Genomic DNA, 23,042 nt, shown 5'->3' with positions numbered 1-23,042 from the left:
GTGAAGACCGGGCGGCGTTTCCCCGCGCATGCCGCCGCACGGAAGAAAGCCCTCGCGATCTCGTCGTGCCGAATGCCAGAACTCCGCTCAACCGTCCCCTGAAAACCTCACCGAAGGTGTCGTCGGCATGCCTGAAGACCACTCCTTTCCGTCGGACGAGTCAACCCCCGAATTCCTCGAACTGACTACGGCCCAGCAGGGTGTGTGGTACGGCCAACTGGTCGACCCGGACAGCCCCAAATACAACATCGGGGAATGCCTGGAGATTCACGGAGGGCTCGACGAGAGATTATTCTCCGCCGCTCTCAACCGGGCGGCCGACCTCTGCGACAGCCTGAACATCGCGTTCGTCGCCGAGGACGGCCCCGTCCGCCAGCGCGTCCTCCGCCCGGCGGCCGGAACCGACCGGCTGCACCGGGTGGACCTCACCGGAGCCGACGACCCCGTCGCGGCGGCGGAACGGTACATGGCCGACGACATGGCCACCGTCGACCGCCTCGAAGCGCCGCACCACCACTTCGCCCTGCTCCGGCTCGGCCCGCGGCTCCACTACTGGTACGTCCGCTACCACCACATCGCCGTGGACGGCCTCGGCGGCTCGCTCTTCGCCCGGACCGTGGCCGACTTCTACGCGCGTGCGGCGCGCGGCGAGGACCTCGCGGCACTGGAACCGCCCACCGGCCCCCTGCACGCCCTGGTGGCCGACGAGGCCGCCCACCGCACCTCCGGCCGGCTGGAGGCTGACCGAGCCTACTGGACCGAGAAGTTCTCCGACCGCGCCGCGGACGGAGCCGGCGGCACGGACGGGACACCCCTCCTCAGAAGACGCACCGACCGGCCGGAAGACGGCGAACGCCCCGGTAACGACGACCCGTCCGGTCCCGGCGCCGTCGCCCTCCACACGGGCGAGACCCTCCCCCCGCCCGTGTTCGACGGGCTGCGACGGCTCGGGGCCGGCAACCGCACCACCTGGAGCGCCGTCCTCGTCGCGGCGGTCGCCGCCTACGCGGCACGGGTCACCGGACGCCGCGAGGTCTGCGTGGGCCTCGCCTCCCACGGCCGCCACGGCGCGCTCCTGCACGTGGTCGGGATGACCTCCACCGTCCTGCCCCTGAGACTGACCGTCGACCCCGGCACGACGGTCGGGGAACTCGTCCGGAGCGTCGCCGCCGAGATGCGCGGAGCCCTGCGCCACCGCCGCTTCTCGCGCGAACAGCTGGCCCGCGAACTGAACCTGGCCGACGGGGCGGCACGGCTCACGGACCTCGTCGTGAACATCATGGGCTACGGCTACGACCTGGACTTCGCCGGCAGCCCCGCCACCTCCCGCCTGCTGTCCATCGGCCCCGTCGACGACGTGTCCCTGTTCGTCTCCGAACGGGCCGAGGCGACCGGCCCGCTGATCGGCTTCGACACCAACCCGGCGCTCTACCATCCCGACGACGTCCGGCTCCACCAGCAGGCCGTGGTCGGCTTCCTCACCGCCCTCGCCGACGCGGACCCCGACACGCCCGTGCGCGACCTCCCGCTGCTCGACGCGGAGGCCGCCGGGGCGCTCCTCGACCACGGGCGCGGCGCGGAACTCCCGGCCGGGACCACGGCCACGAGCCTGCCGGAGGCGTTCGCCGCGCGCGTCCGCGCCACCCCCGGCGCCCCCGCCGTCGTGGACGGCGCCACCACCCTCCCGTACGCCGAACTGGCCGAGCGGGCCACGGCCCTGGCCCGCGCCCTCACCGGCTGGGGCCTCGGCGCCGAGGACGGGGTCGGCGTCCTCGCGGGCCGTTCGGCCGCCGTCGTGACCGCCTCGGTCGGCGCTGTGCAGGCGGGGACCGCCTACGTGCCGATGGACGCCGACTGGCCGGCCGAACGCCTCGACCGCGTCGCCGGGACCGCCCGCGTCCGCGCCCTGGTCGTCGACGAGGACGCCGCCGGACGCGACTGGGTGAAGGAGGCCGCCACCCGGCTGCCCGTCCTCGTGGTCGACCGCACGGGCACCGTCCTCCGGGGCGGCCCGGAACGGCCCGGCCCGCTGCCGGGACCCCTCCGCGGCGACCGGCTCGCGTACGTCATGTTCACCTCCGGCTCCACCGGCCTGCCCAAGGGCGTCGGGGTCGGCCACGCCGACGTCCTCGCCCTCGCCGCCGACTCCGCCTGGACCGGAGGCGCCGGCGACGCGGTCCTCATGCACTCGGCGTACGTCTTCGACGCCTCCACGTTCGAGATCTGGGTGCCGCTCCTCAACGGCGGCCGGGTCGTCGTCGCCCCCGAGGGCCTCCTGGACGCCCGCAGGCTCAAGGACGCGACCGCCCGCGACGGCGTGACCGCCGTCTTCCTCACCACCGCGCTCTGCAACGTCGTCGCCGAGACCGACCCGACGGCCTTCGCGGGCCTGCGCCTGGTCGCCGCCGGCGGCGAGGCCGCCGCCCCCGACCTGATGGGACGGATGGCCGCCGCGGCCCCCGGGACCCACGTCCTGCACGTGTACGGACCCACCGAGACCACCACGTTCGCCTCCCGCCACCGGGTCGGGCCCGGTGCCCCCGGCGTCCCGCCCATCGGCCGGGCCCTCGACGGAACGCGCCTGTACGTGCTCGACGACTCCCTCCGCCCCGTGCCCCCCGGCGTCGTGGGCGAGCTGTACGTGAGCGGCACCGGAGTCGCCCGCGGCTACCTGGGCCGGCCCGGCCTCACGGCGACCCGCTTCGTCCCCGACCCGTACGACGGGAACGGCGGCCGGATGTACCGCACCGGCGACCTGGCGCGCTGGACGGCGCACGGGGACGTCGAGTACGCGGGACGGACCGACGGACAGATCAAGCTCCGCGGATTCCGCATCGAACCCGCCGAGGTCGAGAACGCCCTCCTCGCCCGCCCCGACGTCCGCGACGCCCGCGTACTGGTCCGCGAGGACGCCCCGGGCGACCGCCGGCTCGTCGCCTACGTCGTACCGGCCCCCGGCACGCGCCCGGACGGCCCGGGACTCGCCCACGCCCTCGCCCGCGTCCTGCCCGCGTACACCGTCCCCTCCGCGTTCGTCCTCCTCGACGCGCTGCCCCTGAACGCCAACGGCAAGGTCGACCGGCGGGCCCTGCCCGCCCCCCAGGCCCCCACCACCCAGGGGTCCGCCCCGCGCACCCCGCAGGAGGAGGTGCTCGCGGGCCTGTTCGCCGACGTCCTCGGCGTGCCCGCCGTGGGCGTCGACGACAACTTCTTCTCCCTGGGCGGCCACTCCCTGCTCGCCACCCGGCTCGTCTCGCGGGTGCGGGCCGCGACGGGCGCCGACACCGAACTGCGCGACCTCTTCGCCCACCCCACGGTGGCCTCCCTCGCCGCCACCCTCGGAACGGCCGGGGAGGCCCGGCCCGCCGTCGTCCCCAGGGACCGGCCCGATCCGCTCCCGCCGTCCTTCGCCCAGCAGCGGCTGTGGTTCCTCAACCGCGCCGAGGACGCGGGGGACACCTACAACGTGCCGCTCGTCCTCGACCTCGAAGGCCCCCTCGACACCGGGGTGCTGCGCGGCGCCCTCGCCGACGTGGTCGCCCGGCACGAGACCCTGCGGACCGTGCTCGCCGAGCACGACGGCGCGGCCCGCCAGGTCGTGGCCGACGCCCGGACCGCCGCGTCGCTCGTCCCCCTCGCCGTCGAGACGCCCCCGGCGGGCGAACCGGCCGGCGACTGGGCCGAACGGACCGTGCGCCGGCTGACCTCGGAGCCCTTCGACCTCACCGCCGACCTCCCCGTGCGCGCCCGGCTGCTCGCCACCGGCCCCGACCGGCACGTCCTGGTCCTCGTGCTCCACCACGTCGCCGCCGACGGCTGGTCGCTCGCCCCGCTCTGCCGCGACCTCGGATCCGCCTACCGCGCCCGGACCACGGACACCGCGCCCGACTGGCCCGAACTGCGCGTCCAGTACGCCGACTACACCCTCTGGCAGCGGGAACTGCTCGGCGACGACGCCGACCCGGAGAGCCCGGTGGCCCGCCGGCTCGACTTCTGGCGCGGCGCCCTGCGCGGCGCCCCCGACCTCCTCGAACTGCCCCTGGACCGGCCCCGGCCGGCGGTCCCGGACCACCGCGGCGACGCCGTGCCCTTCGACCTGCCCGCCGACGCGTACGCGCGGCTCGGCGCCCTCGCCCGCGACACGGGCTGCACGCCCTTCATGGTCCTCCAGGCCGCGCTCGCGGTGACGCTCCGCTCCCACGGCGCGGGCACCGACATCCCGCTGGGCACCGCGGTGGCGGGCCGGACCGACGAGGCCCTGGACGAACTGGTGGGCTTCTTCGTCAACACCGTCGTGCTGCGCACGGACCTGTCCGGCAACCCCGCCTTCCGCGAACTGCTGCGCCGGGTGACCGAGTTCGACCTCGCGGCCTTCGACCGGGCCGACCTGCCGTTCGAGCGGCTGGTCGAGGAGCTCAACCCGGACCGGTCCGGCGGCCACCACCCGCTCTTCCAGACCATGCTGGTGCTCCAGAACCAGCGGACGGCCGTGCTCGACCTGCCCGGCGTCACCGTGCGGGACCGGTCACGGCACACCGGCATCAGCAAGTTCGACCTGACGTTCTCGCTCGTGGAGGTCCCGGAGGCTTCGGAGGCCCCGGGCGCCGACGGCACGGGAGAACGCCCCGCCGTCCGGCTCGGCGGCCACCTCGAATACGCCACGGAGCTCTTCGACCGGTCCACCGCCCGCGCGCTCGCCGACCGGTTCGCCCGCGTCCTCGCCCTCGCCGTGGCCGAACCCGACCGCGCCGTCGACGACTTCGACCCGCTCACCCCGGACGAGCGCGCGGACCTCCTGGAGCGGGGGCGCGGCGAACGCCGCCCGCTGCCGTCCCTCACCGTGCCCGAGGCCGTGGGGGAGTGGGCCGCCCGCACCCCGGACGCGCCCGCCGTGCGCGACCCCCGCACCACCCTCACGTACGCCGAACTGCACGCGCGGGCCGACGCCCTCGCCCGCGTGCTGCGCGAGCGCGGCGCCGGCCGCGGCGCCCTGGTGGCGCTCGCGGTCCCCGCATCGGTGGACACCGCGGTCGCCATGCTGGCCGTGCTGCGGGCCGGAGCCGCGTACGTGCCCGTCGACCCCGAGTACCCCCACGCCCGCATCCGCCAGATGCTGGACGACGCGCGCCCCGTCCTCCTCCTCACCGGGACGGACGTCCCCGCCGGCATACCGACGGGCGACATACCCCGGCTCTCCCTCGACGACCCGGCCGTACGGGCCACGGACCCGGCAATACGGGCCACGGACCAGGGTGCGCGAGTCGCGGACCCGGCCGTGCGCACCTCCGGTCCGGCCGCCGAGGCCGGGGACCGGACCCCGCCCCATCCGGCCGACGCCGCCTACGTCATCTACACCTCCGGGTCGACCGGCCGCCCCAAGGGCGTCGTCGTCCCCCACGAGGCCCTCGCCAACCACATGGCCTGGATGGCGCGCCATCTGGACCTCACCCGGGACGACCGGGTCCTCGCCCGCACCTCCACCAGCTTCGACGCCTCCGTCTGGGAGCTGTGGCTGCCGCTCACGCAGGGCGCCGAGGTCTGCGTGGCACCCCCGGGCGCCAACCGCGAACCGCGCGAACTCCTCTCCTGGATGAGCCGGTTCGACGTCACCGTGGCCCAGTTCGTCCCCTCCCACCTCGCGCTCGTCCTCGCCGAGGAGACCGAGGCCGGACCGCCGCCCGCCCTGCGGGCCGTCCTCTGCGGCGGCGAACCCCTGCCGCGCACCCTCGCCGACGCCGTCGCCGCCCGGTGGCACGCCGAGCCACACAACCTGTACGGGCCGACCGAGGCGACCATCGACGCCACCGCGCACCGGGTGGACCCGGCGGAGGCCGTGTCGGCGCAGGGCGGGTCCGTGCCCATCGGGCGGCCCGTCGACGCGATGCGCGCCTACGTCCTCGACGGGCGGCTGCGCCCCGTGCCGCCCGGCGTCACCGGAGAGCTGTACCTGTCGGGCCCCAACCTCGCCCGCGGCTACCTCGACCGCCCGGGGCTCACCGCCTCCCGCTTCGTCGCCGACCCCTTCGACGCCCCCGGCGCCCGCATGTACCGGACCGGCGACCTGGTCCGGTGGGACCGCGACGGGCGGCTCGCCTACGTCGGCCGCGCCGACGACCAGGTCAAGCTCCGCGGCTTCCGGATCGAGCCGGGCGAGGTGGCCGCGACCCTCCTCGGCCTGCCCGGCGTCACGGCCGCCTGCGCGGTGGTCCGCGAGGACACCCCGGGGCGCCCCCGGCTCGTCGCGTACGCCGTCGCCACCGACCCGGCGCCGGGAGCCACCGCCCTGCGGGACGCGCTCGCCGGGACCCTGCCGCACCAGCTGGTGCCCGAGGCGGTCGTCGTCCTCGACGCGCTGCCGCTGCTGCCCAACGGAAAGGTGGACCGGGGCGCCCTGCCCGTCCCCGACGAGGACCCGGACCGGACGGGGCCGGGCCCCCGGACCCTGCGCGAGGACCTGGTCACGGGGATCTTCGCCGACGTCCTGGAACGCCCGTCCGTCGGACCGCACGACAGCTTCTTCGACATCGGCGGACACTCCCTCCTCGCGATGCGCGTCGTCAGCCGGATCCGCTCCGTCCTCGGCGCCGACCTGGCCGTACGCACCCTCTTCGAGCACCCGACGGCCGCCGCCCTCGCCCGGGTCCTGGACCCGGCGGCACCGGCCCGTCCCGCGGTGACGCCCGTCCGGCGGCGCCCCGACCCCCTGCCGCTGTCCTTCGCGCAGAGCAGGCTGTGGTTCCTCGGCCGCCTCGAAGGGCCCGGCTCCACCTACAACGTCCCCCTGGTCCTGGAACTGCGCGGCACGCTGGACGCGGACGCCCTGCGCGCCGCCCTGCTCGACGTCGTGGAGCGCCACGAGTCGCTGCGCACCGTCTTCCCCGAACGGGACGGAGTGCCCCACCAGGTGGTGCTGCCCGCCGCCACCGCCGTACCCCGGCCGCCCGTCGAGAGCACGGCGCCGACGGACCTGGAGGCGGCCGTCCTGGCCGCCGTGCGCGAACCGTTCGACGTGCTCACCGATCCGCCGCTGCGCGCCCGGCTGCTGCGCGCCGCCCCCGAACACCACGTCCTGGTCCTGGTCCTCCACCACATCGCGGGCGACGGCTGGTCCCTGGGGCCGCTGACCCGGGACCTGGGCGACGCCTACCGGGCCCGGCTCGCCGGCCGGGCGCCCGAACCCGCGGCCGGCACCCCGCTCCAGTACGCCGACTATGCCCTCTGGCAGCACGACCTCCTCCGGGAGGACGGCGACGTCCTCGACCGGCAGCTCGACCACTGGCGCGGCGCGCTCGCGGGCCTGCCCGAACTGCTCGAACTACCCCTCGACCGGCCCCGTCCCGCCGTCGCGGACCCCCGGGGAGCCGTGGTCGCCTTCGACGTGCCGCCCGCCCTGCACACGGCCCTCCTCGACCTGGCCCGCGCCTCCGGCAGCACCCTCTTCATGGTGCTCCGGGCGGCCGTGGCCGCGCTGCTGCGGCAGCACGGCGCGGGCGACGACGTCCCGCTCGGCTCACCGGTCGCCGGCCGCACCGACGAGGCCCTGGAGGACCTGGTCGGCTTCTTCGTCAACACGCTCGTCCTGCGCACCGACCTGTCCGGCGACCCGACCTTCCGTGAACTGCTGCACCGCGTCAGGGAGTTCGACCTGACGGCCCACGCCCACCAGGACGTGCCGTTCGAGCGGCTCGTCGAGAGCCTCAACCCCGTCCGCGCCCGGGACCACCACCCGCTCTTCCAGACCATGCTGGTCCTGCAGAACCAGCGGTCCGTCCGCCCCGACCTGCCCGGCCTCACCGTCGAACACCGGCTCGTCCACAACGGACTGAGCAAGTTCGACCTCACCTTCGCGTTCGACGAGAACGAGAACGGGGACGGCGACGGCGGCGGTGAAGGGGGCGGCCTGAGCGCGGGCATCGAGTACGCCACCGCGCTCTTCGACCGCACCACCGTCGAGGCGCTCGCGGCCCGGCTCGTCCGGCTGCTCGAACAGGTGGCCGCCGACCCGGACCGGCGCCTGTCCGGACACGACCCGCTCACCCCGGACGAACACCTCCGCGTCACCCGCTGGGGCACCGGCCGCGCCCTCCCCGCCGGAGCCGAATCCGGAGCCGACACCGGAACCGGGACCGACACCGGGAACGCCACCCTGCCCGCCCTCTTCGCGCGGTGGGCCCGCCGCACCCCCGGCGCGCCGGCCGTCGCGGACGGCGCCACCACCCTCTCCTACGCCGAACTCGACCGGATCTCCGCCGCCCTCGCCGCCGACCTCGCCGGTCTCGGCGTCGGACCCGAGGACTCCGTCGGCGTGCTCCTGGGCCGGTCGCCCGCCGTGGTCGCCGTCTCCCTCGGCACGGTCCGCGCGGCCGCCGCCTACGTGCCGCTGGACGCGCGCTGGCCCGGCGAACGGCTCGACCGGGTCGCCGCCGTGGCGGAGCCCCGCGTCCTGGTCGTCGACGAGGAGAACGCCGCCTCCCCCTGGGTGACCGCGCGGGCCGGCACCCTGCCGGTCGTCGTCGTGGACCGGCTCGGACGCGTGCTGCGCGGCGCCCCGGACCGGCCCGGAACCCCGGCGCCCGTACCCGCCCCGGACGCCCTCGCCTACACCATGTTCACCTCCGGCTCCACCGGCCTGCCCAAGGGCGTCGGCGTCGGCCACGCGGACGTCGTCGCCCTCGCGCACGACGCGGCCTGGGCGGACGGCGCCGCCGACGCCGTCCTGATGCACTCGGCGTACGTCTTCGACGCCTCCACGTTCGAGATCTGGACCCCGCTCCTCAACGGCGGCCGGGTCGTCGTGGCACCGGACGGCCTCCTGGAGGCCCGGACCCTCGACGACGCCGTCCACGAGCACGGGGTGACGGCCGTCTTCCTGACGACCGCCCTGTTCAACGTCGTCGCCGAGACCGACCCCGGGGTCTTCGCCGGACTCCGGACGGTCTGCGCGGGCGGCGAACTCGCCTCCCCCGACGCGATGCAGAGGGTCGCCGCGCTCGCCCCGGAGACCCGCGTCCTGCACGTCTACGGACCCACCGAGACCACCACCTTCGCCACCCGGTACGCCGTCGCCGGCGACCTCCCGGCCGGACCGCCGCCCATCGGCCGCCCCCTGGACGGCATGCGGCTCCACGTCCTGGACGACGCCCTCCGCCCGGTCCCGCCGGGCGTGGTGGGCGAGCTGTACCTCGCCGGGCGCGGCGTGGCGCGCGGCTACACCGGACGCCCCGGAGCCACCGCCACCCGGTTCGTCGCCGACCCCTTCGCGGCCGACGGCGGCCGCATGTACCGCACCGGCGACCTCGTGCGCTGGACCCCGGACGGGCACATCGCCTACGTCGCCCGTGCCGACGGCCAGGTCAAGCTGCGCGGCCACCGCGTCGAACCCGGCGAGATCGAGGCCGTCCTCGCGGGCCGCCCCGAGGTGGCCGACGCGTTCGTCCTGGTCCGCGAGGACGTGCCGGGCGACCGCCGGCTCGTCGCCTACGTCGTGCCGGCCGCCGGCGCCCGGCCCGACCCCGCCGAACTCGCCCGCGAGGTCGGCCGCGCCCTGCCCGCCTACATGGTGCCCGGCGCGATCGTCCCGCTGGACGCGTTCCCGCTCACCCCCAACGGAAAGGTGGACCGCGCCGCCCTCCCGGCGCCCGACCACGACGCCCCGGCCCGCGGCAGGGCCCCGCGCACCGCCCGCGAGGAGATCGTCTGCGGCCTCTTCGCCGACCTGCTCGGCCTGCGGACGGTGGGCGCCGACGACGACTTCTTCGCCCTCGGCGGCCACTCCCTGCTCGCCACCCGCCTCGCCGCCCGGCTGCGCACCGTGCTCGACGTGGAGACCGAGGTCAGAACGGTCTTCGAACACCCGACGCCCGCGGCCCTCGCCGCCGCCCTCGACGGCGCGGGCGCGGCCAGGGCACGGCTCGGACGGGTCGCGCACCGGCCCGACCCGATGCCGCTGTCCTACGCCCAGCAGCGCCTGTGGTTCCTCCACCGCTTCGAGGGCCCGAGCTCCACGTACAACGTGCCGCTCGTCCTGCGGCTGGACGGCCCGCTGGACACGGACGCCCTGACCCGCGCCCTCACGGACGTGGTCGAACGGCACGAGAGCCTGCGCACGGTCTTCCCCGACACCGCGGGCGTGCCGGGGCAGCGGGTCCTCGACGCCGCCGGCGCCGACATCGACCTGACGCCCCGCGACGTCGCACCGGACCTGCTCGACGCGGTCCTCGGCGCCGAGACCGCGTACGCCTTCGACGTGGGCGCCGAACGGCCGGTGCGGGCCCGGATGCTCCGCCTCGGGGACGACTCCCACGTCCTGGTGCTCCTCGTCCACCACATCGCGGGCGACGGCTGGTCCCTCGCCCCGCTCGCCCGCGACCTCGGCACGGCCTACCGCGCCCGCGTCGCGGGGGAGGACCCGGCCTGGGCCGCACTCCCCGTCCAGTACGCGGACTACACCCTCTGGCAGCGCGAGCTCCTCGGCGACGAGGAGGACCCGTCCGGCACGGCCGCCCGGCAGCTGGAGTTCTGGCGGACCGCGCTCGCCGGACTGCCCGACCTCCTCGACCTGCCGCTCGACCGGCCGCGCCCGGCCGTCGCCACGCACCGGGGCGACGCGTTCCCCTTCCCGGTCGACGCCGCGACGCACCGCGCCCTCGCCGACCTCGCCCGGTCCCGGGGATGCAGCCTCTTCATGGTGCTCCAGGCCGCGCTCGCGGTCCTGCTGCGCGCGCACGGCGCCGGCGAGGACGTCCCGCTGGGCACGCCCGTCGCGGGACGCACCGACGAGGCGCTCGACGACCTGGTCGGCTTCTTCGTCAACACCCTGGTCCTGCGCACCGACCTGAGCGGCGACCCCACGTTCGCCGAGGTCCTCGACCGGGTGCGGGAGTTCGACCTCGCGGCCTACGCCCACCAGGACGTGCCCTTCGAACGCCTGGTGGACGCGCTCGACCCCGAGCGGGCCCAGAACCGCCACCCGCTGTTCCAGACCATGCTGGTGCTCCAGAACCACGGCGGGGCGACCGTGGACCTGCCGGGCCTCACGGTGGCCGAGCAGCCGGTCCGCACCGGCATCAGCAAGTTCGACCTCACGTTCACCTTCACCGAGCGCCGGGACGAGCGGGGCGGCCCCGCCGGCCTCGACGGGAACCTGGAGTTCGCCACCGACCTCTTCGCGCACTCCACCGCGCACGCCCTCGCCGCCCGTCTGACCCGGCTCCTCGGCTCGCTCGCCGCCGCCCCGGACCGGCGGATCCGCACGGCGGACGTCCTGACGGCGGACGAGCGGGCCGCGCTCGTCCGGAGCGGACACGGCCCCGCCCGGCAGGTGCGGGCGCGGACCGTGCCCGAGGCGTTCCGCGCCCAGCGCGACCGCACTCCCGGCGCGGTCGCCGTGCGGGACGGCGAACGGAACACGACCTTCGCCGAACTGGACGAGCTCTCCGACGCCGTGGCGCGCCTCCTGCGCGGGCGCGGGGTCGGCCGCGGGGACGTGGTGGCGCTCGCGCTGCCCGGCACGACCCACCAGGTGGTGGCCATGCTCGCGGTCGCCAAGGCCGGCGCCGCGTGGCTGCCGGTCGACCCGGAGTACCCCGCCGCCCGGCTCGGCTTCGTGGTCGAGGACGCCCGGCCCGTCCTCCTGGTGACCTCGACGGCGACCCTGCGGACGCTGCCGGACCTGCCGGTGCCCGTCCTCGCGGTCGACGGCCCGGAGGCGGCGGAACCCGGTACGGAGCCCGTACCGGACGCCGTACCGGACCCCCGGGACGCCGCCTACGTCATCCACACCTCGGGATCGACCGGCCGCCCCAAGGGCGTCGTCGTCACCCACGCCGCGCTCACCAACCACATGGCGTGGATGGCCGACCACCTGTCCCTCACCGACGCCGACCGCGTCCTCGCCCGCACCTCGCCGAGCTTCGACGCCTCGGTGTGGGAGACCTGGCTGCCGCTGCTGCACGGCGGCGCCACCTGCCCCGTGCCGCCGTCCCTCAACCACGACCCGGTCGGACTCCTCGCCCGGATGCGGCAGGAAGGAGTGACGATCGCCCAGTTCGTGCCCTCGCTCCTGGCCCTCGTCCTCGGCGAGACCGGGCGCGAGGAACCGCCGGCCGCCCTCCGGGCCGTCCTGTGCGGCGGCGAGCCGCTGACCGCGTCCCTGGCCGGACGCGCCGGACGCGCCTGGGGCGCCGAGGTGCACAACCTGTACGGGCCGACCGAGGCGACCATCGACGCCACCGCCCACCGCCACCGGCCCGCCGACCCGACGGCATCAGGCACGACGGCGACGTCCGGCACGACGACCGCGCCCGACACGACCGCGCCCGACACCAGCACGTCCGCCCCGGCCGCGTCCGGCATCCGGGACACGGCCACGGTGCCGCTCGGCCGACCGGTCGACAACACCCGCGCGTACGTCCTGGACGACGGGCTCGCCCCGGTCCCGCCGGGCGTCGTGGGCGAGCTGTACCTCGCCGGCGAGGGCCTGGCCCGCGGCTACCTCGGCCGCCCCGGCCTGACCGCCGAACGGTTCGTCGCCGACCCGTTCGGACCCCCCGGCACCCGGATGTACCGCACGGGCGACCTCGTCCGCCGCGCCGCCGACGGCCTCCTCGCCTACGTGGCCCGCGCCGACGACCAGGTCAAACTGCACGGCCTGCGCATCGAGCCCGGCGAGATCGAGGCCGCCCTCACCGCGCTCCCCGGCGTCGGCACCGCCTCCGTGCTCGTCCGCGAGGACCGGCCCGGCGAACAGCGCCTCGTCGCCTACACCGTCCCCGAACCCGGCGGCCCCGGCGTCCCCGACGCCCCCGCGCTCCGGGAACGGCTCGCCGCGTCCCTCCCGCCGTACATGATCCCCGCCGTCTTCGTCCCCCTGGACGCGCTGCCGCTGCTGCCCAACGGCAAGACGGACCGGCGCGCGCTCCCGGCCCCCGCCCGCCCTTCCGCGGAGGCCGGGCGGGACGGCGGGAAGCCGCGCACCGAGCGGGAGCGGATCCTGTGCGAGGTGTTCGCCACGGTGCTGCGCCTGCCCGGCGTCCGCACCGACGACGACTTCTTCGCCCTGGGCGGCGACAGCATCCTCTCCATCCAGCTGGTCAGCCGGGTCCGCGAGAACCGGCTCGGCATCACCCCCCGGGACGTCTTCCTGCACCGCACGCCGGAGGCGATCGCGGCGGCCGCCGAGGAGCTCGACGGGCGGACCCCGGCCCCGGCCGACGACGGCGTGGGCACCATGCCGCTCACCCCCATCGCGGCCTGGTTCCTGGACCGGCCGGGCCCCACGGACGGCTACAACCAGTCCGCGGTGCTGCGGACCCCCGAGGACGCCGACGAGGAGCGCCTGGCCGCCGCGCTCCAGCTCCTCGTCGACCACCACGACATGCTGCGGGTGCGGGTCATCCGCACCGCCGGAGGAGAACCGGCCTTGGAGACCCTGCCCCGGGGCACCGTGCCGGTCCGCCCCCGCCTCACCCGGATCGACGTCGCGGGACGGGACGCGGACGGGGTCCGCGCCGCCCTCGCCGAGGCCGGCGAGCGGGCCAGGGAACGGCTGCGGCCCGCGCACGGCGAGGTGTTCGAGGCGGTCTGGTGTGACGCCGGCCCCCGGACGCGCGGACGCCTGCTGCTCGTCGTGCACCACCTGGCGGTCGACGCGGTGTCCTGGCGCGTCCTCGTCGAGGACCTGGCCACGGCCTGGCGCGCCGTGTCCGGCACCGGTACCGATCCGGCATACGCCTCGGTGTCCGCCGCCGGTACCGCTGTCGACCCGGCACACGCCCCCGTGTCCGCCGCCACCGGCCCCGCGCCGGAAACCACCGCCACCGGCCCCGCGCCGCAAGCCACCGCCGGGGCGCCCGCCCCCGTCCTGCCGCCCGTCACCACCTCCTACCGTTCCTGGGCACGGCTCCTCACCGCCCAGGCCAGGGAAGGCACCCGGGCGGCCGAACTCCCGCTGTGGGAGACGGTGGCGCGGGCGTCCGACCCGCCGCTCGCCGACCGGCCCCTCGACCCCGCGCGGGACACGGCGGGCCGGACCCGGACCCTGACCACCCACCCGGCGGCCGCCCGCACCGGGGCCCTGCTCACCACCGCCCCGAGCGCCTTCCACGCCGGCGTGGACGACGTCCTGCTCACGGCCCTCGCCCTCGCCGTCCGCTCCTGGCGCGCGGAACGCGCCGACCGGACCGGCGCACCGCGCCCGGAGGGCACCGGCGTGCTGCTCGACCTGGAGAGCCACGGCCGCGAACAGATCGCCGGACACCTCGACCTGTCCCGTACGGTCGGCTGGTTCACCAGCCTCCACCCCGTCCTGCTCGACCCCGGCCCCCTCGACCCGCGCGATCCCGCACGCTTCGGCGCCGACCTCGTGGACCGGGCCGTCAAACGCGTCAAGGAGCAGCTGCGGGCCGTGCCGGACCACGGCATCGGCCACGGCGTGCTCCGCCGCCTCGACCCCGGCGCGCGGGCCCGCCTCGAAGGAGCCGCCGAACCCCAGATCGGCTTCAACTACCTCGGCCGGTACGCGGCGGAGGACCCGGCGGGCGACGGGGACGCCGACTGGCAGGTGGTGCTCGACGGCGGCGGCCCGGCCGCCCAGGACCGGGACATGCCGGTCCACCACGTCCTGGACATCAACGCCCACACCGAGGACCGGCCCGGCGGGCCGCGCCTCGTGACGCGCTGGACCTGGCCCGCCGACCTCCTCGCCGAGGAGGACGTGGCGGCCCTCGCCGACGCCTTCGACCGGGCCCTGAAGGCGATCGCCGAACACGCCGAACGGCCCGACGCGGGCGGCTGGACGCCGTCCGACCTTCCCCTGGTCTCCCTCGACCAGAACCAGCTCGACCGACTGAAGAACAAGTGGGGTGGCCGCAAGTGACCGGGTTCCAGCTCGAAGACGTCCTGCCGCTGACGCCGTTGCAGGCGGGCATGCTCTTCCACGCGCTCTACGACTCCGACGCCGTCGACGTCTACACCGCGCAGTTCGTCTTCACCCTCGAAGGCACCGTCGACACCGCCGCGCTGCACGCCGCCGTCGGCACGCTCCTTCGCCGGCACGCCAACCTGCGCGTGGGCTTCCTCCACGAGGACCTCGACGAGCCGGTGCAGGCCGTGGCCGCCGAGGTCCCGGTGCCGCTCGAACACCACGACCTCACGGCCCCGGACGACGGGCGGACGACCGAGGAGCGGGTCCGCGCCTTCCTCGCCGCCGACCGCACCCGGCGCTTCGACCTCGCCACCCCGCCGCTGATGCGGTTCTCCCTGCTGCGCACCGGACCCGACCGCCACCGCCTGGTGATGACGAGCCACCACATCCTGCTCGACGGCTGGTCGATGCCGCTCCTCGTGCGCGAGCTGTTCGAGCTGTACGCGCACCGGGGCGACGACCTCACCCTGCCCCGCGTCACCCCGTACCGCACCTACCTCGCCTGGCTGGCCGGGCAGGACGAGCCCGCCGCCCTCGACGCCTGGCGCACCGCCCTGGCGGGCGTCGAGGCGCCGACGCTGCTCGCCGGGCGCGGCACGGCGGAGGCGGCCCGCGCGGACGAACTGCCCGAGACCCTGGTCCTCGAACTCGACACGGCGACCAGCGAGCGGTTACGGACGGCCGCCCGCACCCACCGGCTCACCCTCAACACCCTCGTCCAGGGCGCCTGGGGCCTGCTGCTCTCCCGGCTCACCGGCCGCCGGGACGTCCTCTTCGGCACGACCGTGTCCGGCCGCCCGCCGGAGCTGCCCGGCGTCGAGTCGATGATCGGCCTCTTCATCAACACCGTGCCGGTGCGCCTGGCCCTGCGCCCCGGCGAGACCCTCGCCGCGCTCCTCACCCGGCTCCAGGACGAACAGGGCCGGCTGCTCGGCAGCCAGCACGTGGGACTGACCGAGATACGCGCGACGACCGGCCTCGACACGCTCTTCGACACCCTGGCCGTCTTCGAGAACTACCCGCTGGACGAGGAGACCCTGCGCACCGCCCGGCAGGGCCTGCCCGGCCTGGCCGTCACCGGGTTCGAGGGCACGGACGCCGCCCACTACCCCCTCACCCTCACCATCGCCCCCGGCGACGCGCTGCGCGTCACCTTCGGCTTCCGCCCCGGCGCCCTGGATCGGGAGGAGACGGCCCGCACCGTCGCCCGGATGCGCACCCTCCTGACGACGCTGGCCGACGGCCTCGACCGCCCGGCCGACTCCGTGTCCGTCCTGCTCGACGGCGAGCGCGAGACGCTGCTCGCCCGCGGCGAGGGCGCCGCCCTCCCGGCCGCCGTGCTCACCGCGGGCCTCCCGGACGCCGTCGCCCGGCACGCCGCCGCCCGCCCGGACGCGGTCGCGGTCACCGGGGCCGGCGAACGGCTCACGTACGGGGAGCTGTGCGCCCTCGCCGACGACCTGGCCGGGACCCTGACCGGCCTCGGCGCGACCGCCGAGGAGGGCGTCGGCCTCCTCCTCGGCCGCTCGGCCGCCCAGGTCACCGCCCCGCTCGGAGTCCTGCGCGCGGGCGCCTCCTACGTGCCCCTCGACCCCCGCTGGCCCGAGGACCGGCTCACCCGGGTGACCGGGGCCGCCGCCCCGCGCCTCCTGGTCGTCGACGAGGCGAACCGCGCGCACCCCTGGGTGCGGGAACTCGGCCCCGAGGCGCGGATCGTGACCGTGGACGCCGCCGGCCGCGTCCGGGACGGCCGCCCCGCCGCCCCCGGCCCGCTCCCCGCCGGCGTCGGCGGCGCCCGGCTCGCCTACACCATGTTCACCTCCGGCTCCACCGGCCTGCCCAAGGCCGTCGGCGTCACCCACACCGACGTCGCCGCGCTCGCGGCCGACCGCACCTGGGGCGACGGCGCGGCCGACGCGGTCCTGATGCACTCGGCCTACGTCTTCGACGCCGCCACCTTCGAGATCTGGGTGCCGCTGCTGCGCGGCGGCCGGATCGTGGTGGCACCGGACGGCGTGCTCCAGCCCGAGCGGCTCAGGGAGCTCGTCGCCCGGGACGGCGTCACCGCGGCGTTCCTCACCACCGCCCTGTTCAACGTCTTCGCCGAGACCGACCCGGGCGCCCTCGGCCTGCTCCGCCTCGCCGCCGCCGGAGGGGAGGCCGCCGCCCCCGGAGTGCTCCAGCGGCTCGCCGCCGCCCACCCCGGCACGCGGGTCCTCAACGCCTACGGCCCCACCGAGGCCACCACCTTCGCCCTCCTGCACCACGTCGCCGCCGACGAGGACCCGGCCGGCTCGCCGTCCGTCGGACGGCCGCTCGACGGCGTGCGCGCCCTCGTCCTGGACGCCTCGCTGCGCCCCGTGCCGGACGGCGCCGAGGGCGAGCTGTACCTCGCGGGACCGGGCGTCGCGCGCGGCTACCTCGGACAGCCGGGCACGACCGCCGCCCGGTTCGTCGCCGACCCCTCGGACCCGGCCGGCGGCCGCATGTACCGCACCGGGGACCTCGTCCGCCGCACCTCCGGCGGAGACGTCCTCTACGTGGGCCGCGCCGACCAGCAGGTCAAGCTGCGCGGCCACCGCATCGAGCCCGGCGAGATCGAGGCCGCCCTGCGCGCCCACCCGTCGGTGCGCGCCGCGTGCGTCGTCGTCCGCGAGGACCTGCCCGGCGACCGCGCCCTGACCGCCTACGTCGTCCCCGCCCCCGGCCGCACGCCCGACCCGGCCGCCCTCACCGCCCACGTGGGCAGCCGCCTGCCCGCGTACATGGTGCCCTCGGCCGTGCAGACCCTCGACGCGCTGCCGCTGACGCCCAACGGCAAGCTCGACCGGGCGGCCCTCCCGGCGCCCGCCACCGCGCCGGACACGACCGGGCGGGCCCCGCGCGGCGCCCGCGAGGAGATCCTCGCGGGACTGTTCGCCGACGTCCTCGGCCTGCCGGGGGTCGCCGCCGACGACAACTTCTTCGCGCTCGGCGGCCACTCGCTGCTCGCCACCCTGCTCGTGGGCCGGATCCGTACGGCGCTCGACGCCGAGACCGGGATCCGCACGCTCTTCGAACACCCCACCGTCGCCTCGCTCGCCGCCGCCCTGGAGGACGCCGCCCGCCCGGCCCGCCCGCCCCTGGCCCCGAGGCACCGGCCCGACGCGCTCCCCCTGTCGTACGCCCAGCGGCGGCTGTGGTTCCTCCACCGGCTCGACGGCCCCTCGGCCACGTACAACATCCCCTTCGCGGCGCGCCTGGAGGGCGAGCTCGACGTGGACGCCCTGCGCCGGGCCCTCCAGGACGTCGTCGCCCGCCACACCCCCCTGCGCACCGTCTTCCCCGAGCGCGCGGGCGACCCGGTGCAGCACGTCCTCGCGCCCGAGGACGCCCGGCCGGTGCTCCTCCTCGACTCCGTCGACGAGGACAAGCGCGCCGACCGGATCGCCGCGGCCGTGGCCGAACCGATCGACGTCGAACGCGAACTGCCCCTGCGGGCCACCCTGCTGCGGCTCGCGGACGACTCCCACGTCCTCGTCCTCGTCGTCCACCACATCGCCGCGGACGGCTCGTCCCTGGCCCCCCTGCTGCGCGACCTCGGCACCGCCTACCGCGCCCGCCTCGGCGGAACGGCCCCGGAGTGGACCCCGCCGCCCGTCGACTACGCCGACTACACGCTGTGGCAGCGGGACCTCCTCGGCGACGACACGGACCCCGACAGCCCGCTCTCGCGCCAGCTCGCCTTCTGGCGGGACGCCCTGGCCGGACTGCCCGAATGCGTCGAACTGCCCCGGGACCGCCCGCGTCCCCCCGCACCCCGGCACCGGGGCGCCACCCACCACTTCGCCGTCGACGACGCCACGGCCCGGCGGGTCGCCGCGCTCGCCCGCGCGAACGGGTGCAGCGTCTTCATGGTGCTCCGGGCGGCCCTGGCGCTCCTGCTCTCCCGGCACGGCGCCGGCGAGGACGTCCCCCTGGGCACCGCCGTCGCCGGACGCACCGACGAAGCCACCGCTGACCTCGTCGGCTTCTTCGTGAACACGCTCGTGCTGCGCACCGACCTGAGCGGCGACCCGACCTTCCGCGAACTCCTCGACCGCGTCAAGGAGTTCGACCTCTCCGCCCACGCCCACCAGGACGTCCCCTTCGAACGCCTCGTGGAACTCCTCAACCCGGCGCGCGCACCCCACCACCCGCTGTTCCAGACGATGCTGGTGCTCCAGAACCACACCCCCGCCGCCCCCGTCGACCTCCCCGGCCTCACCGTCCACGGCCTGCCGGTCGACCTCGGCGCCAGCAAGTTCGACCTGGCGTTCACCTTCGTCGAGACGCCCGGGGACGAAGACGCGCCCGGCGGCATGCGGGCCTCCGTCGACTACGCCACCGAACTCTTCGACGCGGACACGGTGCGCGGCCTGGCCGACCGGCTCGTCCGCCTGCTCGGCGCCGTCACCGAGGACCCCGGACTGCCCCTCCAGGCCTACGACGTCCTCGGCGACGCCGAACACGCGCGCCTCGTGCGGTGGGGGACCGGTCCGCGCCGGGACCTGCCGGAGGAGACCTTCCCCGCGCTCCTCGACCGGTGGGTACGGCGGACCCCGGACGCCCCGGCCGTCCGCGACGCGCACACCACCCTGACCTACCGCGAACTCGACGCGCGCGCCGACGCCCTCGCCCGGCGGCTCGCCGCGCGGGGCATCGGCCCGGAGGACCGGGTCGCCGTGGCACTGCCCCGGGGCAACGACCTGGTGGTCGCCCTGCTCGGCGTGCTCAAGGCCGGCGCGGCCTATCTGCCCCTCGACACCGGCTACCCGGCCGCCCGCCTCGCGCACATGCTCGACGACGCGGCCCCCCGCCTGCTGCTCACCACCCCCGAACTCCACCCGGGCCTCCCGCGCACGACGGTCCCGCACCTGTACCCGGGAGACGCCGAACCGGCACCGGACCCGTCCGTCCCCCTGCCCGTCCCGCACACGGCCCACCCGGCGTACGTCATCTACACCTCCGGCTCCACCGGCCGCCCCAAGGGCGTGGTCGTCACCCACCGGGGCGTCGGGGCGATGGCCGCGACCCAGCGGGAACGGCTGCGGCTCACCCCGGACAGCCGGATCCTGCACCTCGCGTCGGTGAGCTTCGACGCCGCCTTCTGGGAGCTGTGCATGGCCCTGCTCTCCGGGGCCTGCCTGGAGATCGACGAGCGCGACGCCCTGCTGCCCGGACCGGCCCTCGCCGCCCGGGTCCGCGACCACGGCATCACCCATCTGACGCTCCCGCCGGCCGCCCTCGCGGTGATGCCGCCGGACTCGCTCCCCGCCGGGACCACGATCGTCCTCGCCGGCGAGGCCTGCCCGCCCGCCCTCGCCCGGACCTGGGCGCGCGGACGGCACCTCGTCAACGCGTACGGCCCCACGGAGACCACCGTCTGCGCCACCATGAGCGGCTTCCAGCAGACGGACGGCCCGCTCGCCCCGGACCGCACGGTGCCGATCGGCGGGCCCGTCGACGGCACCCGGGTCCGGGTCCTCGACGACCGCCTCGCACCCGTACCGCCCGGTGTGGTGGGGGAGTTGTACGTCTCCGGGGAGGGCCTGGCCCGCGGGTACCACGACCGGCCGGGGCTCACCGCCGCCCGGTTCGTGGCCGACCCGTTCGACCGGGCGGGAGGCCGGATGTACCGCACCGGCGACCTGGCCCGGTGGAACCACCGCGGACAGCTCGAATACGCCGGCCGCGTCGACGACCAGGTCAAGCTGCGCGGCTTCCGCATCGAGCTGGGCGAAGTGGAGGCGGCGCTCACCGCGCTGCCCGGCGTCGCCGCCGCCTGCGCCGTCGTGCGGGAGGACCGCCCCGGCGACCGCCGCCTGGTCGCCTACACCGTGCCCGCCGAGGGGACGGCGGGACCCGACGCGGCCGAGGTGCGGGCCCGCCTGGCGGACGTCCTGCCGGACCACATGGTGCCCTCCGCCCACGTGCGCCTCGACGCGCTCCCCCTCACGCCCAACGGCAAGACGGACCGCAAGGCCCTGCCGGCGCCCGAGGAGCCGCGCGCCGGCGGACGCGAGCCGCGCACCGACCGCGAACGGGCGCTGTGCGAGGTGTTCGCGAGCACGCTCGGAGTGCCCCGGATCGGCGTCACGGACGACTTCTTCGCCCACGGCGGGCACTCCCTGCTCGCCGTGACCCTCGCCCGGCGGATCGAGGAGGAGTGCGGCCGGCGCCTGTCGCTGCGCGCCCTGTTCGCCGCCCCGACGGTCGAGGGCGTCGCCCGCCTCCTGGCGGACCCCGAGGACGCCGCCGCCCCGCCGGACGCGCCCCGACCGGTGGACTGGGCGGCGGAGGTCCGCCTCCCCGAGGACGTCACCGGCGCCGGGCGGACGCCCGCACCGGCGGACCCGGCGCGACGGCGCCCCTCCCGCCCCTCGCCCCGGCCCTTCCTGACGGGCGCCTCCGGTTTCCTCGGCGCGTTCCTGCTGCGCGACCTGATCGAGTCGACCGGCGAACCGGTCGACTGCCTGGTCCGGGCGTCGGACGAGCGGGACGGCGCACACCGGCTGCGGGAGAACCTGCGGCGGTACGGCCTGTGGCGCGACCGCTACCAGGGCCTGATCCGCGCCGTCCCCGGCGACCTCGCCGCCCCGGGCCTCGGCCTCGCTCCGGAGACCCGTGCCGCGCTCGTCCGCGGCCTCGGCCCCGTGCTGCACAACGGCGCCCGGGTCAACTTCGCGGCTGGCTACGGCGACCTGCGCGCCGCGAACGTCGCCGGGACCATGGAACTGCTGCGGATGCTCGCCGCGTCCGACTCGCCTGGCATGCACTACGTGTCCACGACGAGCGTCCACGCCCCGTCGGCCGGCCCCGTGACGGTCACGGAGACGACGCCGACCGGCCCGGCCGACAACCTGCCCGACGGCTACGCGCAGAGCAAGTGGGTCGCGGAGGGACTGGTCGGCCTGGCGCGCGAACGCGGCCTCCCGGTCACCGTCCACCGGCCCGGCCGCATCAGCGGCGACACCACCACCGGCGCCTGCCAGGACCGCGACCTGCTGTGGCAGCTCATCAAGGGCTGCCTCCAGGCGAAGGCGGTCCCCGACCTGCCGCACGGATCGACGGGCTGGGTGCCCGTGGACTACGTCAGCGCGGCGGTGGTGGCGCTCGTGACGGCCGGACGCGACGGCACGGAGACCTTCCAGTTCACCCATCCGGACGCACCGGACCTGGAGCGGGTGTTCGCCGTCGCCGAGACGCTCGGCCACGAGCTGCGCAGGGTGCCCGCCGAGGAGTGGCGGGCGCTCGTCGCGGCCCGCCCCGACAACGCCGCCCAGCTGTTCCTGGGCGAAGGCGAAGGCGGAGGCGAGGGCGGGGGTGCCGGGGGAGCGGTGGACGTGGACGGGCGCCGCTTCGACTCCCGCCGCACGGCCGCCGCGGCGGCGGAGTTCGGCGTACTCCCACCGGCCCTGACGGAGGAGGTCCTCGTGCGCTACCTGGCCTACTTCCGGGGAACGGGCTTCCTGCCGGCCCCGGACGCCCCCTAGGGGGCCAGGCCCACCACCGTACGGGTGGCCGAGTCGTAGCTGCGGGCGGCCGTCCACGACCCGGTCACGACGCCCGCCGGCGTGTCGGCCGACGAGGAGAGCACCTCGTCGGCCGGCACGTCCCACGAGGCGTCGCGCGCGCGGCCGAGCGTGACGTGGGGGACCCAGCGGGCGGGATCGAGGAGGGGATGCGGCCTGCCGCTCTCCGGCGCCTCGCGCAGGACCCGCCACACCGCCCCGTGCAGCCGGAGCAGGGCGTCGTCGGGCCGTACGGCCCACGCCAGGACGCGGAACCGGCCGGAGAACCGCACGAACCCGTCGAGGCGCAGGGGCACCGGCAGCGCCTCCGCGAGCACCCGGAGCAGCCGGGCGCGCACCTCCGCGGGCAGGGCGTCGGCCGAGGCGAGGGTGAGGTGGGGCCGGTTCGTCGGATGGCGGTGCCCGGCCAGGCTCGGCAGACCGGCGTCCGCCAGCAGCCGCCACGCCTCCCGGACGGCCCGCTCGGTCACCGCGTCGGGCAGCAGTTCCACGCTGTGCACACGGGCAGCCTACGGCGGTGCGCGCCGCGTGCGGGGTCGCCGTGACGGTGTGACGATGAGGATCCC

At 76.5% G+C, this 23,042-nt stretch carries 3 protein-coding genes; 2 read left to right on the top strand and 1 reads right to left on the bottom strand.

Annotated elements, in window-relative coordinates; all coding sequences use genetic code 11:
• Positions 1 to 127: 127 nt before the first annotated feature.
• The gene (locus AB0398_RS25250; RefSeq protein ID WP_366377902.1) at positions 128 to 14,875 is read left to right on the top strand and encodes an amino acid adenylation domain-containing protein; all 14,748 of its coding nucleotides are present in this window, start codon (positions 128 to 130) and stop codon (positions 14,873 to 14,875) included.
• Positions 14,872 to 22,437, top strand: coding sequence for an amino acid adenylation domain-containing protein (locus tag AB0398_RS25245; protein WP_366377901.1), 7,566 nt, complete (start codon positions 14,872 to 14,874; stop codon positions 22,435 to 22,437). The genes AB0398_RS25250 and AB0398_RS25245 overlap by 4 nt, the downstream gene beginning before the upstream one ends.
• Here AB0398_RS25245 and AB0398_RS25240 read toward each other — a convergent pair.
• Entirely contained in the window at positions 22,434 to 22,976 is a 543-nt protein-coding gene (locus AB0398_RS25240; protein WP_366377900.1) for a 2'-5' RNA ligase family protein, read from the bottom strand. The two genes, AB0398_RS25245 and AB0398_RS25240, sit on opposite strands and share 4 nt — an antisense overlap.
• Positions 22,977 to 23,042: the final 66 nt, after the last annotated feature.

It is taken from the genome of Streptomyces sp. NPDC086147, from assembly GCF_040702165.1.
GTDB lineage: Bacteria > Actinomycetota > Actinomycetes > Streptomycetales > Streptomycetaceae > Streptomyces.
This window is presented reverse-complemented; position numbering and strand designations above follow the sequence as displayed.

Excerpts from the sequence above, each read along its gene's own strand:
- AB0398_RS25250 (WP_366377902.1), top strand. The coding sequence starts at position 128 with ATGCCTGAAGACCACTCCTTTCCGTCGGACGAGTCAACCCCCGAATTC.